This is a genomic window from Geomonas subterranea (genome assembly GCF_019063845.1).
Classification (GTDB): domain Bacteria; phylum Desulfobacterota; class Desulfuromonadia; order Geobacterales; family Geobacteraceae; genus Geomonas; species Geomonas subterranea.
In genome coordinates this window covers 2,467,606-2,481,640 of sequence record NZ_CP077683.1, presented here as the reverse complement: position 1 = coordinate 2,481,640, position 14,035 = coordinate 2,467,606, and the positions used below count along the sequence as shown (strand labels likewise).

Annotated in this window: 11 protein-coding genes; 2 read left to right on the top strand and 9 right to left on the bottom strand. The window is 63.7% G+C overall.

Annotated features, from left to right (window positions below):
- Positions 1-102 precede the first annotated feature (102 nt).
- Both KP001_RS10780 and KP001_RS10775 read left to right on the top strand, forming a co-directional pair.
- A complete protein-coding gene (locus KP001_RS10780) occupies positions 103-1,905 on the top strand; it encodes an autotransporter assembly complex protein TamA (protein WP_217289503.1) in 1,803 nt (600 codons plus the stop codon).
- Positions 1,902-6,350: a translocation/assembly module TamB domain-containing protein gene (locus KP001_RS10775; protein ID WP_217289502.1), complete on the top strand. Its 4,449-nt coding sequence runs from the start codon at positions 1,902-1,904 to the stop codon at positions 6,348-6,350. Before KP001_RS10780 ends, KP001_RS10775 begins: the two co-directional genes overlap by 4 nt.
- 83 nt (positions 6,351-6,433) lie before the next feature.
- On the opposite strand, the gene KP001_RS10770 is transcribed toward KP001_RS10775, so the two are convergent.
- From KP001_RS10770 to KP001_RS10730, 9 genes are all read right to left on the bottom strand, one after another.
- Positions 6,434-6,946 (bottom strand): lipocalin family protein, encoded by a 513-nt coding sequence (locus KP001_RS10770; RefSeq protein WP_217289501.1) that lies wholly within the window; start codon positions 6,944-6,946, stop codon positions 6,434-6,436.
- A gap of 327 nt (positions 6,947-7,273) precedes the next feature.
- Positions 7,274-8,347, bottom strand: coding sequence for a lactonase family protein (locus tag KP001_RS10765; protein ID WP_217289500.1), 1,074 nt, complete (start codon positions 8,345-8,347; stop codon positions 7,274-7,276).
- Positions 8,348-8,594: 247 nt separating this feature from the next.
- Complete coding sequence (locus KP001_RS10760; RefSeq protein ID WP_217289499.1) at positions 8,595-9,500, bottom strand: MBL fold metallo-hydrolase; 906 nt, start codon at positions 9,498-9,500, stop codon at positions 8,595-8,597.
- Between the two features lie 136 nt (positions 9,501-9,636).
- Positions 9,637-10,242 (bottom strand): transglutaminase-like domain-containing protein, encoded by a 606-nt coding sequence (locus KP001_RS10755; protein ID WP_217289498.1) that lies wholly within the window; start codon positions 10,240-10,242, stop codon positions 9,637-9,639.
- Complete coding sequence (locus tag KP001_RS10750) at positions 10,239-11,498, bottom strand: MFS transporter (RefSeq protein WP_217289497.1); 1,260 nt, start codon at positions 11,496-11,498, stop codon at positions 10,239-10,241. The genes KP001_RS10755 and KP001_RS10750 overlap by 4 nt, the downstream gene beginning before the upstream one ends.
- A 311-nt stretch (positions 11,499-11,809) precedes the next feature.
- Positions 11,810-12,298: a nucleoside 2-deoxyribosyltransferase gene (locus tag KP001_RS10745; protein ID WP_217289496.1), complete on the bottom strand. Its 489-nt coding sequence runs from the start codon at positions 12,296-12,298 to the stop codon at positions 11,810-11,812.
- Positions 12,298-12,714 carry a hypothetical protein gene (locus tag KP001_RS10740; protein WP_217289495.1) on the bottom strand — a complete coding sequence of 139 codons (417 nt, stop codon included), beginning with the start codon at positions 12,712-12,714 and terminating at the stop codon, positions 12,298-12,300. Before KP001_RS10740 ends, KP001_RS10745 begins: the two co-directional genes overlap by 1 nt.
- 72 nt (positions 12,715-12,786) lie before the next feature.
- Entirely contained in the window at positions 12,787-13,554 is a 768-nt protein-coding gene (locus tag KP001_RS10735; RefSeq protein ID WP_217289494.1) for a M23 family metallopeptidase, read from the bottom strand.
- Positions 13,555-13,580: 26 nt separating this feature from the next.
- Entirely contained in the window at positions 13,581-14,027 is a 447-nt protein-coding gene (locus KP001_RS10730) for a hypothetical protein (protein ID WP_217289493.1), read from the bottom strand.
- Positions 14,028-14,035 lie beyond the last annotated feature (8 nt).

Sequence of the window (14,035 nt, the reverse complement as noted above, 5' to 3'; positions counted from 1 at the left end):
TCCTGAAAAAGATAACATCCCGACGTTGCATGGTAAACTTCAGGAATTCCTTTTTCTGAAAGTTAGGCCGCTCCCATCTCGCCATCCTGTTGCCGGCAGGGCATGGCGCAGCCGGAAGCCGCGCCGCTCGTGGTGCCCATGCCGAGAACCCTCGTCACATACCTCCGCCTCGCAGTCTGTGCCGCCTGGCTCCTCTGCCACGCCGCGCCGCTTTGCGCCAAGGAGCCGGTGCTGGTCGACGTTTCCGGCGTCGAGGGGGACGCGCTGGACAACGTCCGCCGGGCGCTGGAGTTGCCGCACGGACTGGTGCGCGACGGCAAGGTCGACCGGCTCTGGCTGGACCGGTTCGCCAGGCAGGCGCCGGAAAAGGCCCGCACGGCCCTGCAGCCTTACGGCTTCTACCGGGCCAAGGTTGTTGCCGCGGTGCGGGAAGAGGGGGAGAAGAGCCGGGTGGAGGTGGTGGTCGACCCCGGCGAACCGGTACGCGTGGTCGAGGTGGACCTCAAACTCGAGGGGGAAGGGGCGGAGCAGAAGGAGATGCGCCGCCAGGCCGCATCCTTCCCGCTGGCAGCCGGCCGGGTGCTGCTGCAGACCGACTACGAGCGGGGCAAGAGCGCCCTCCAGGCGCAGGCCCAGAACCTTGGCTACCTCGACGCCGACTTCCCCCGCCACGAGATCCGCATCTCACCAGACCTCGCCACGGCCCGCATCCTCCTCACCCTCAATACCGGTGCCCGCTACTTCTTCGACGGCACCCACATCGAAGGGGCAGGCGACTATCCCGATACCTTTTTGAAGCGGTTCATCGCCTTCAAGGAGGGGGATCCGTTCTCCTATGCGAAGCTCGGGGAGACTCAGCTGAACTTCGCCAACTCGGAGCGCTTCCGGCAGGTGGTGGTGACGCCGCAGCGCGAGGAGGCGAAGGAGCACAAGGTACCGGTCCTGGTTCGCCTCACCAGCGCGCCCCGGCGCACCCTGCGACCCGGCGTCGGCTACGGCACCGACACCGGGGGGAGGCTCTCGGTGCACTACCGCGACCTCAACCTCGCCCACGAGGGTAACGACCTCGACCTGAGCCTCTATGTGGCCGAGCGTCTGCAGGGGTTCGCCGGGCGCTACACCGTGCCCAGCGAAAGCGACCTCAGAAGTTCCACCTCGATCCAGCTGAACCTGCAGCGTGAGACCGTCTCCTCCTATCAAACCCGCCTGGCCGCCATGGAATTCGACCGCAACTTCGGACTGGGGCGCGGCGAGCTCGCCACCCCCTACCTGAAGATCCAGCAGGAAAACTACAAGGTGGCGAACGTGAGCTCCAAATCCCGGCTGGTGCTCCCCGGCTTCCGCTTCTCCAAGGACCGCTTCAACGACATGATCCGCCCGACCAGCGGCTACCGTTTCTCGGTTGACCTGCGCGGCGCGCACCAGTACTTCGGCTCGGACACCGCGCTGGTCCAGGCGATCGGCAACGCGAGCGTGCTGGTCCCGGTCCCCGGGCGCTTCACCTTCCACGCCCGCGTCAACACGGGGTACAGCGTGCTCACCGATCCGCTCGCCGAACTCCCCCCCTCGATCCGCTTCTTCGCCGGGGGGGACCAGAGCGTGCGGGGCTACACCTATCAAAGTCTCGGTCCCAGGGACGCGGCCGGGAGGGTGGTGGGGGGGAAACACCTGCTGGTCGGGAGCGTCGAACTGGAGCGCGCCCTGTTCAAGAACTGGGGGGTCTCCGTATTCGACGACATCGGCAACGCGTTCAACGACTTCGCCAACATCGACTTGATGCAGGGGGCGGGGGTGGGGGTCCACTACTACACCGCGGTCGGCGGGCTGAACCTGTACCTGGCCCATCCGTTCGCGGCAGGCGCCTCCCCGGTTCGCATCCATTTCACCGTGGGGTTTGAATTTTGAGGCGGCTCGCGCTCTACATAGGGCTTCCCGTGCTGGGGCTGGTCATCGCCCCCGCCGCCGGGCTCTTCTGGCTTCTCGATACCAGCTCGGGCGCCCGTTTCGCCGTCACCACGGTGGGAGGGCTTTCCGGCGCCACGGTCTCGGTGCGCCAGGTCGAGGGGCGGCTCTGGGACCGCCTGCGGCTGACCGGGGTGAGGCTCGACCGGAGCAAGGTGGTGGTGCAACTGGAGCGTCTGGACCTCTCCTGGGAACCCGTACGTCTTTTGCACGGCAAGCTCCTGGTGCACGATCTCTCCCTCACCGCGCTGCGCATCCAGGACGACACGCCGCTGGCCGCCAAGGCCCCGGAGTTGCGCTGGCCTCAGGTGAGCCAAACGGTGGGGCGCCTGGAGGCACGGGTGGAACGCTTCAGCCTGAAGGGGATGAGCTACCGCCACTTCCAGGGTGAGCCCTTCCTGTTGAGCGAGCTGACCGCCGGGTTAGCCATGCGCGACGGGGTCACCACCATGTCCGGAGGGAGCGTGTCGGCCGCGCAGGGGAGCGCTTCAGGCGAAGTGACGGCCGGGCTGTTGCGCCCTTCGCTACGGCTCGATCTGCGCCTCGCACCGTCGCGCCCCGTGTCCGACATGGACGCCTTTGCGGTCAACGCGCACCTCGAGCCGGGACGGGAACCCGAGCAACTCGCCGGCCCCGTCGCGCTGACCGGCAGCCGTGGCGCCGCCAGACGCCTGGAAATCGCCAGCGACCTGGGCGTCACCCGGACCGGCTTCAACTTCAGGAATTTCCGGCTGCTGCGCCCCGGCCGCAGGGGAACCTTGACCGGCAACGGCAGCATGACCCTCACCAAGGAGGAACCGCTCTTCGCACTGGCCCTAAAGGCCGGCGATCTCGACTTGGAGCGGGAGTTCAACCATCCCGTTCTGATCAACGGCGAGCTCACCTTCTCTGGCAGCCCCGCCCGCTACCTGGGCACCTTCAACCTCACCAACCGGGGCCCCGGCTGGGAAAGCATGGGACTTGCGGCGCGCTACCGCGGCGACAAGAACGGGATGCGCCTGGACCCGCTCTCAGGCAAATGGCTCAAGGGGAGCGTGCGCGGCGCGCTCGACGTCGACTGGAGCCGCGGCTGGCGGGTCAGCGGGAAACTGTCCGGCCGGGGGCTGGATCCCGAAGCCCTCGCCGCGGAATGGAAAGGGGTGGTGAACCTGGACCTCACAGGCTCGGTGGGACAGCGTGACCACGGGGCCGTCGGGGGGAGCGTACAGGCGCGGCTGCTGCAAAGCAGGCTGAAGGGGCACGATCTGACCGGCGAGTTGGAGGGGAGCTTCAGCGGTCCCCAGCTTGCCGTGAAGCGCCTGCTGCTGGCGGGCAAAGGGTTCCGGTTCCGGGGCAGCGGCGAGCCCGGGCGGCGCTTTGACTTCGCCGCAGACGTGACCGACCTCTCCGGGGTGCTGCCGGGGAGCGCCGGATCAGCCACGGCCGAAGGGTGGCTCCGCTGGCGCGAGGGGATGCTCTCGGGCACGGCCGCCGCCACGGGGCGGGAATTGGCGGTCGACGGCGTCCGCGCCGGTGCTGTGGAGCTGCGGGCGAGCCTCGGTGAAGGGAAGGATCACCCCGTATCCCTGCGCGGGACGGCACGTGAGGTGCGAAGCGGACCGGTCGCGGTGGATGCAGCCTCTTTCGCGCTGCGCGGCACCTCCATGCGGCACACCGTGGAGGCGCAGCTCGCCTCGGGCGTGGCGAACGTCGAGTTCCTCGCCTCGGGGGGGTACGCCGACGGTACGTGGCGCGGCGAGCTTTCCCGCTTCTCAGGCAACGACGGCGTGGGGCCCTTCTCGCTTGCCGCTCCGGCTCGGCTTACCGTGGGGCAGGGGCGCTTCAGCACCACGCCGCTGGTAATCGGCGGGGCCCCGGGCGAGCGCGTGGAGCTTGCCGGCAACATGAACCGCGACCGCTCCGGCGCCTTCAGCGGCAGCTGGAGCGGCCTCAACCTCGCCCGGGCCGACGTATGGCTCCCCAAGGGGGAACTCTCCGGCGCGTCTTCAGGGAGTTTCGACCTGCGCCTTGCCCGCGGCGGGCGCGCTACCCTGAACGCCTATGCCGAGGCGAGCGGGGCGGTCGTCACCGGCGGCAAGCGGGTGGGGCTCTCCCGCCTGGTAGCCACGGTGCGGGGAGGGGAGGGAGGCATCGACGCCGGCGCCGACCTCGCCCTCGAAAACGGCTCCGGCAACGCCCGTCTCGCCTTCCATTCCGACGAGCCCGCCGCCCTCGCGCTTCCCCGGCGCGGCGACCTCACCCTCAACTGGACCGATCTCGATCTCGCGCTCCTGCGCCCCTACCTTTCGCCCGAGCTGACCCTGGAGGGGAGGCTTGCCGGCGAGGTCAAGGGGCGGCTCCTCCCCGGGCGCCGCATGGACCTGAGCGGTACCACCGCACTCGGCGGCGGCCGGGTCATCTGGCGGGGCAAGGGGGACGAGTTCGACGCATCCATCGACCATGCCGAAGTCAGCTTCGAGCGGCGCGAAGCCGGGAAAGCCGGCGCCAAGCTGGTCCTTCATGGCAGTGCCGACGCCACCGGGGCATACCGCTCCAAAGGGGAGAAGGTGATCGGGAGCCAGTTCACCCTGCGCGCCGACGCCGACGACAAGGGGACCCGCGCTTCAGCCGATCTCTGGCTCGACACCGGCGGCAGCCTCCGTGCGGCACTCTCCTCGGACTCCCCCGCCGGCACCACCCTTCCCGAGACCGGAGATTTCAGCATCGAGTGGAGCGACATCAAGCCCGCCCTGCTGCGTCCCTGGCTTCCCGGGGCCATGGATCTCCAGGGGGAACTCCACGGCAGCGCCAAGGGGCGGCTCCTCCCCGGCAAGCGGCTGGAGATTGCGGGCCAGGCCGGGTTTTCCCAGGGGAGCGCCCGCTGGCAGGGAAGCACCGGCGAGGCGAGCGCCGCGATCCGCTCGGCACTGCTCAACTTCGACTGGCGCGGCGAGAGCCTGACCGGCAACCTGGACCTTTTCCTCGCCGACTACGGTGAGGCGAAGGGGGATTTCCTCCTGCCGGTTCCGGCCCGGCTGCCGGTGGTGCCGAACCAGGAGGGGGGGGTGCGCGGCGCCCTCTCCGGAAAGCTGCAGGAACACGGCTTTCTCACCGCATTCTTCCCGGGGCTCGTGCAGGAGACCCGCGGCACGCTCACCGTCGACGTCAAGGCGGGAGGAACCTGGGGTGACCCGACCGCGAACGGAACCCTGGAACTAGCCGATGCCGGGGCCTATCTCCCCAGCGCCGGGATCACCCTCACCGGGGTGCAGCTCCTGGCGCGCCTGGAACGCGACGAGATGCGCATCGAGCGGCTGAGGGCCCTCTCCGGTGGCGGCGAACTGGTCGGCAACCTCCTGATGAGGCTCAAGGGATGGCGGGTGCTCGATTACCGGGGCACCCTGAGCGGCCAGCGTTTCCAGACCGTGTACCTGCCCGAACTCACCATGTACACCTCGCCTCAGCTCACCATCGAAGGGGACGCCGGCAAGGCAACCGTCAACGGCGAGATCGGCGTTCCCGAGATGCTGATCACCGGCCCCCCGACGCAGCACGTGGTCGCCACCAGCGAGGACGTGGTCTTCGAGGGGGCTCCTCCCAAGGGTAGGGACACAGGAAAGCCGCTGCTTCTGGAGGGGAAGGTGAAGGTGGTGCTCGGGGACAAGGTGCGCGTGGAGGCGTCCGGCATCGATGCGCAGTTGGGTGGCAGCATGGACCTCGTGCTGAACGGGATCGACAAGATCGAGAGTTCCGGCGAGATCAAGGTGGTCAAGGGGCGCTACCGCGCCTACGGCATGGATCTCGAGATCGTGCGGGGGCGGATCTACTACGTGAACGCCCCGGTGACGCGTCCCACCCTCGACGTCCTCGCCCTGCGCACGGTTGGGGACGTCAAGGCGGGGGTGACCGTGGGCGGGTTCCTGAACGCCCCGGTGGTGAAGCTTTACTCCGAGCCCGCCATGCCCGAGGTGGACATCCTCGCGTACATGGTGCTCGGGCACGCCATGGGGACCAGCGGCGAACAGGGGGGCGCGCTGGCCACCGCGGCGGCCGGACTCTTCTCCTTCGGGAAATCGGAGTCGCTGCAGGAGCAGATCAAGGACCGGCTCGGCCTTAGTACGCTGGGACTGGAGCGGGTCGACACCTCGAGCACCGGGCGGATGGGGTACAAGGAGATAGCCACCACCCCGACCGGCGCCATCTCCGCCAAGGCGCCGGCCGCCGGCGAATCCGTCTTCTCGGTCGGCAAATACCTGACCCCGAAGCTCTACCTCAACTACGGCCGGTCCCTGATCACCGGGCAGAACCTGTTCCGGCTGCGCTACGACGTCTTCAAGCGGATGCAGATCGAGACCCAGAGCGGTTCCGAGTCCGGCGTCGATGTGTACTACAAGCTGGAGTTCAGGTGATCGCGGCCCAAATAATGGGCACCTCGTGCAGATACCGTCTTCGCCATCCCCGGCTTCAGCCTACCGCCATGTCACCAGCCTATTTAGTCCTGGGTAACATTTATCAAGCCGTTAGTGTCGAAACCCAAAGCTGCCGCTTTTAAAACCAGTTGGTTCTTCAGCTCGGGTCGCATCATCGGCGTCCTTGAAAGAATCCACAGATACGACTTGTCCGGCCCACAGACAAGGGAATACTGATAGTTCTCTTCATCCAGATCCATGATCACGTAGGAGCCGTAAAAAGGTCCGAAGAAGGAAACCTTCAGGTACCCCTTGGTCGGTTCTGCCATGAAATATGCTTTGCCGACCGCTTCCTTCCACCTGTCTTCCTTGGCGGAATAACCGCGATTGACCACCTTGATGCCGCCATCATCCCGTAAAGCGTACTCCGCCGTGACACGAGTCAGTCCCCGTTCAAACGAATGATCCAGTCGTGCAATCTCGTACCACTTCCCCAGGTACCGCTGAACATCAAAGTCGTCTATCGGTTTGACCCCCTGAGGTATTCCCACGCAGCCGGTAAGGAGCGCGGCTAACAGCAGTGACAGTTTTTTCATAGCGAAGGTCCTCGCAGAAATTCAGGCTACTTTTTCACGAAGGAAAGAAAGAAAAGGGGACAGGCTACTTTATCTGCCAAGTCTGCAAAGGCTCGGGCTCCCATGGTCACTCCATACAGGGGGAACCAGAAACAGAAAAAGTAGCCTGTCCCCTTTTCTTCTGTCCCGTACTCCACGGAAAAGGGGACAGGCTACTTTTCCATCCCTGACTTCCTGGTCTTCATGACTCCCCTTGGGCCGGATCTGGGACAAAGGGAGGGTGGACTAAATCATCTATTGGTTTGCTACTCGAGTATTCCCACGCAGCCGGTAAGGAGCGTGTTTGAACTATAATGGGGCAGCTGTCGTTATTGAAGAAGGGTTGGCCCCGGTAACCACGGTGCCCCTCGGTGTCAATGAGCCTGTGCTTCGATTGATGGTATAGACGGAGATACTATTGGAACCCTGGTTCGCCACGTAAACAAATTTCCCCGAGTGATCGAATGTGATCGAAATGGGTCCAGTTTCAGCAGGAACGGCCCCGCTTGGTGTCAATGCGCCTGTAGTCTGGTCAACCGAATAGACCGAAATGGTGCAGTCCGCTACATTTGCTGCATAGGCGAATTTTCCTAACGGATCTACAGCTACAGACCACGTATTGGAACCGGCGGGTACTGAAGATCCAGATGTCAGTGCCCCTGTGGTTTGGTCAATGGTATAGACCGAGATAGTGTTAGACACGTCATTGGCGGCATACGCGAATTTCCCTGTTGGATCAACTGTAACAGAAATTGGCCCGGAACCGGCGGCGACAATGGAGTGCGCTGTCAGTTGCCCCGTGACTTGGTTGATATTGAAGACCCATATGGCATCGTCGCCTGGAATTGCCACGTATGCAAATTTCCCGGTTGGATGGATCACTATCGAGGAGGGATTGGACCACGGGTTCGAACCGGCAGCGATTGTAGTGCCAGTTGTTAACGCTCCAGTTGTTTGATTGACAGTGTACACGGATATGTTGCTTGATCCAAAATTGGTAGCGTAAGCAAAACGTTCTGAGGGATCTACAGTAACAGAAAAAGGCCCTGAGCCAGCACTTACAGCGGTCCCGGCCGCCAGCTCCCCAGTGGCCTGATTGATGGCAAAAACTGAAATGGTGTTGGAATAGTAATTCGCTGCATAGGCGAACTTGCCAGACGGGCTAACAGTTACGGAGCGAGGTCCTGTTCCCGCGGTCACAGCCGTTCCGGCTGTCAATGCACCTGTTGTTTGGTTGATGGTGTAGACTGAAATAGTCTTGTCGTTGATATTTGCAGCGTATGCAAACTGATGCTTTTCCACGATTTTTGAGGTGTTACTATCCCCGCAGGCGCTGACCATTGTCAGGAGAGTGAGACCTAATGCAGACAATCTGAAATTCACCTTTATGCCCCCTTATTTCAAACGTGCTGAGCCCCCAATGCCAGGGTGCTCAACTTCTAATATAATTTTAATTTGCTCATGCAAAGCCATCGCAATATATAGAGATCCTTCACCACTGTCAAAGGTGAAGTGGTGACTGGTCACCTTGAACTCAGTGCCAAAGGGAGGGTGAACCCGGAAGCGCCCACAAAGAAGGGGCGGCCAGTGAATGGCCGCCCCTTCGCGTTTCAAATCTCCCACCCCACCGCTACTTCCTGGCGAGGTACCGGCTCTTGACGTTGTATGTCACCATCCACTCCGCCATGTTGCGCTTGGGAAGCGTCTTCAAAAGCTCGGTGCTGATGGCGTCGGCGTCATTTGACTTCGCTGCCAGTTCGGTCGCTTTCTTGTCGAACAGCTGGATGTATTCCTTCATGTCCCGCAGATCCTTCTTACCGGAAAGGGGGCCGTGGCCCGGAACGACTTTTTCCACGTCCATTGCCAGCAGGGCATCGATGCTCCGGATCCAGCCGCTGAAGTCGCCGTCGGCCAGGAAGGGATGGAAATCGGTGAAGAGGATGTCGCCGGCGAAGAGGATTTTTTCGGCGGGAAGCAAGACCACCAGGCTTCCCGCGGTGTGGGAGGGGGCGGTACGGATCAGGCGGACTTCCTCGCCGCCAAGATCGAGCAGCATTTCGTTAGTGAAGGCGAGGGTCGGGACGGCTATCTCGGTCCCCGCCATGTCCTCGGATGTAAGGCCATAGCTTGCGGCCCTCTGCAGAAGTCCCGCGCCGTTTGCGGCGAGGTAGTTACGGTCGGCTTCGTGCGAGATGACGGTCGCACCGAGTTTGGCGAAGACGCAGTTCCCCAGTGCGTGGTCCAGGTGGGTGTGGGTGTTCACCACGTACCTGATCGGCTTCCCGGTGACCTTCCGGATGTCGGCAAGGAACCGCTCCCCTTCCTTGGCGGATATCAGGGTGTCGATAACCAGAACGCCATCCTTGCCAATCACGATACCGGCGTTGGCGGCGAAGCTGTGCCCCGGGGAGGCGTCTTTGGAGCCGACGTAGGAGTAGACGTTGCCGGCGAGCTTGGTGAGTTCGGCGCAGGCGGCCTGGGCCAACAGCAGGGTGAAAGACAGGATGAGTGCTGTCAGTACGGCGGCTTTCTTCATTGCGTTCTCCTTTTTCAGAAAATGATGAACTCCATGGCGACTGGCAAGTGACCTGATCGATGTCTGGATGGTAGCGGCGGCCTCTTTGACATCCCACGTTGGGAATCTCAAAGTAGTGGCTGCTTCGGAATCCTTTTCAGAAGGTGACGGTTTCTCCCAGGCAGGCCCCGATCAGTTCAATGTCGGGGAGGTTCTGGTAGACTTCGGCGACTGTTTTGTGCGCGGTGAGGACCCGGACCACCATCGGCAGAGGCTCGGGCCAGATCTCGGTGAGGTCGGCTTCCAGCCTCCCGCTGATGGAAAAGGCGAGACGCTCGTTGGGGGGAGCGAACTGCGCGTTGATGCCGGGCTTGTTGCCGCGTGGGTCGACCCGGTACCAGCCATGGTCCGGCAGCCATACGGCGTTCAGGCCGTGCAGACAGAAAGGAGGACCGCCGCTTTCCACCGAAAGTCGCTGGTAGCACAGGCCGGCGGGAATCCGGTTGGCGCGCAAGAGGGCGGCCAGCAGGTGGCTCTTGGCGTAGCAGTAGCCGGTACCGTGTTCGAGGACTTCTGAGGCGCGGCAGGTAACCGGGTTCAGCTTGTAATCCCAGCTGTGCTTGATCTGGTCCCGAACGAACTCGAAACAGCGTCTGGCGATCTCTGTCTGGTTGGTCGCTCCTGCCGACAAGCTTTGAGCCTGTTCAAGCACCGCAGGGTGTTGCCAATCTATGTATGTCGTCGCTTCGAGGTACTGCTTCATCCTCTGTCCTTTCCGGTCGTGTTCGGCGCCTGTTGGTCCTGCGTTTTCAGACTCAACATAGTATCACGGTATAGATAAGAGAAAAGCACTGCGAGAATAAAAGTGACGGCACCGGCGCTGAAAAAGCCGGTGGCGAAGTCCGCGGCCTTGATGATCATGCCCATGGTGGCGGAGCTGAGCATCATGCCCAGGTAGATGCAGCTGTTGTACAGTCCAAGCCCGAGGCCGCGCTGCCTGGGAGGCATGACGACCACGACGAGTGCGCTCAGGGCGGTGAAACCGATCCCCATGCCGGCCCCGAGGACGCAGGCGCAGATGAGAAGGGTGACCATGCCGTGGGCGAGGCCCACCGCGCCCACGGCGTGCGCGCAGAGCACGAGCCCGATGCCGGACATGAGTCCCCGGTCCACGCGGTCGCTCAGGTGACCGAACGGTATGCGCAAAAGCACGTTCACCAGGGCCTGTGCCGCGAAGATGATGCCGATCTGCCCCACGTTGAGCCCCAGGGCGCGGGCGTGCAGGGGGAGAAAGGAGATGAACATCCCGAACCCGAAGCACCCCCCCAGCGTGCCGACCAGCGCCGCCAGGAGCCGGCGGTTGGAGAGGATGCCGGACGCGGGCTCGTCGACGTGTTCGTCGTGATGGTGCTGCTCGGGGGCCGGCAGGAACAGCAGAACGGCTATAAGGGCCGCCACGATCAGGCCGCCGGAGACGAAGAATACCTCCCGGATCCCGAGCGCCTTGCCGAACCAGCCGCCGGTGGCGGGACCGAAGGTCATGGCGAGGTAGACGGCGGTGGTGTACCAGCTGTAGGCGCGTCCTACGTGCGAGCGCGGCACCACGCGGGCCACCGAGGACATCATGGTGGGGGTGAAGGCGGACAGCCCCATCCCGAAGAAGAGATAGATGCCGCCAAGCAGCAGCGGGGTGTCGCAGAAGGGGATGATAAGGGAGGCGCAGCTCATGAGGGCGAGGCCGGTGATGAGGACGGGCCTGATGCCGATGCGGTCCGAGAGGAGCCCGGACGGCACGGCGAGGATGCCGGCGGAAAGCATGAAGGCCGCGTTGATGAGTCCGATCTGGGCCGTGCCGGCGCCGATGCTGCTGGCCAGAAGCGGCAGAACCGGGATGCGCATGTAGGCTCCGAGGAAGCAGATGAAGCCGATGACGCAGCAGGTGAGTACCTGGACGCTCTGGCGATGGCCGGGGGTACGGTACTGCTCCGCGAGGTTGTTGTCGAGGTCGTTGTGGCTCATGGTCCGGCCAAGCTAGCCGCAACGATGGGCGCTGTCAATATTAAACCTGACGAGGCACGATCTTCCGCGATACCGGGTCCACATTCCCCCCGGGCCAGGGTGAGGGCGTTGCCAAGGGGAACATGACAGCAGCCGGCAGGACCCTCACACCTATTCGCGGATGGGGGACGTGCGGCAGAGCCCTCACCCGCCCTTCGGGCACCCTCTCCCGGAGGGAGAGGGGAGCAGACGGTAGAGGCGAGCAGACTAGAGAGGGGGGCAGACTAGAGAGGGGGGCAGACTGAGGGGAGCAGACCTTCAGGAGGGGACCGTTACAGCTCGATCTCCTCTATCTTTCTGAACAGCCGGCCGCCGCTTTCCTCGATGAAGTAGAGGACCTGCAGGTTCAACGGCACACCGGGGAAATCGCCGCAGTCCCTGAAGTCGGTGCGCAGGCCGTAGCACCTTTTCCCGATCCCGGCGCCGTAGCCAAGCTCGGCCACGGTGCCGCTGTCCGGTTCGGTCCCGTCCAGGACCGCCAGCACCAGGTCGCTTCCCTTCAGTCCACGTGCGTTGACCGCGCCGGTGAACCGGGCCGCCTCCTGAATCGCCCGCATCCGCCCGGCACCATCCTCGATGGACATTGCCTCCTCGATGCGCTGCGCCACCTCCTCCTGTTCCCACGGATCGAAGACGCTGCAGCCGAGGCGGTCGAGGCGCTCCTTGATCCGTTCGCGATACGGGTTGTTCTCCAGGCTGAAGCCCAGGGGGGAGGCGAGGTAAACCTTCAACGTTTTCTTTTTCGTGGCGGTTTTCGTCATCAGCGGTGGGTATCCTTGGCGTTGTCGTAGACCCTGGCGCCGCGGATGCGCTGGTCGCCGATCTTGTTCTCCAGGTCGTGCCGCTCGACCTTTTTGTTGACCACGAGCTCCTCGTATCCCATGTACCCCGCCTTGGCCAGGTCGGCGACGATCTGTACGAACTGTTCCTTGTCCTTTGGGGAGAGCTTGTGGAAGGCGCCGAAGCGGTCGGACGTGCCGAGGTTGAAGAAGTTGTCCACCGCGCTGAACACGTCCTGTGACGCGGATATATTCACCAGGTCGGCGTCGGCCGCCGGATGTTCCTCCACGCCGTAAGGCACGGAACCGGCTGCAACGGGACTCTTCTCTCTGAGCGGGTCATTGCCGCCACGTGACTCCAGTATCATCGCCTTGTACGCCGAGAGTGCTGAGATCATCTGACACCTCCATTGTGCGCTGCACCGGGTAGTATTTTACCTGATACTGTGAAAGAAGCGCCAGAGAAAGTATCAGTCAGTCAACCTGCTCGTTGACAGTGCGCGGTAGGGATTCCTGGGGACGGGAAGGCCGCCTGCGACCGAGAGCACGGTCAGGTGCAGGTGTGTCGGCGATCTCTTCCTGTAGGCGTTGAGCCCGGTTCTTCCCACCTCGGCGATGACGTCGCCGGGACGCACCAGGTCCCCCACCTCAACTCGCAGCGCCCGGTTGTGCGCATAGTAGACCAGCGATCCGGTGGCGGGATCGAGGATCCACAGGTATTTCCCGCCGCGCAGCCGGCTGCCGGGCTGCCACTCCTTCTCCCCGGCGACCACTACTCCCCCTGTCATGGAGAGTACCTGCACGGGGGTGCCGGTGCGGTCGTCGATCCCCTTCTGTCTCTTATCGTGGATGAATATGTCGTGGGAGGGGTGTCCCGTGTGCCTGTTGCCGGCGAAGTAGTCGTAGCCCCCCTGCTGGTAGCCGTTGCCGCGGACCCCGCCGATGGCGCGGTAGCCGTACCCCTTGAGCGGGAAGCACCAGGTGGGCTCCGGGTACTCCACGCCCCCCGCCGCGCGGTACTCCCGCGACAACGCCTGGATCAGTTCCTTGAAGCGCTCCTTCGCCTCGCTTCTTTCCACCTGGTTGTCCCGGATGAGCGTGTTCAGGGCGTTGAACTCCCGCGCCAGGGCGCGCAGTTTCTCACTGTCGGCCGCGTGGGCCTGCGAGGCGGGCCCGGCGAATACGATCAGGGCGATGAAGATGGCGAACAGGTGCCGCAAAAAGGGAAGTCGGATCATGGGTTCGGGACTGGAATGGTGGCGCTTCAGCGGCATTGGCCGGCAAGGCGCAGGGACGCCTCGAGGAGGCTCTGCGCCGCCTCGCGGTCCGCGACGTTTATGACCGTCGTGCTGACGGCGAGCGTGTCGGTCAGCGACTGGTAGCTGAAGGGCTTTTGGAACCTGAGGACGACGTAGTCGGTGTAGTCCTGGCCGGTCTTGGATCCGGCGGCGTCGAGAGAGGCGAAATCGAGGTCGCGAAAGCGAATGGTGTAGAGCCCGCCGGAAGGGTAGGTGCCGGAGACGGTGTAGTCGAGGCGGCACCCCTGGAAGCTGACCGACTGGTAGCTTTCCTTGCGCGCCGACGAGGTGCTGTTCATCATGGTCGCGGCGATGAAGTCGGAGGTCTGCTTCAGATCGACGCTGGGGGCGGCCCAGGACGGGGCGGCCAGGAGCGCGACGAGCGCTGCAGCGGGAAATACGTGTCTCTTCATGGTTTGTT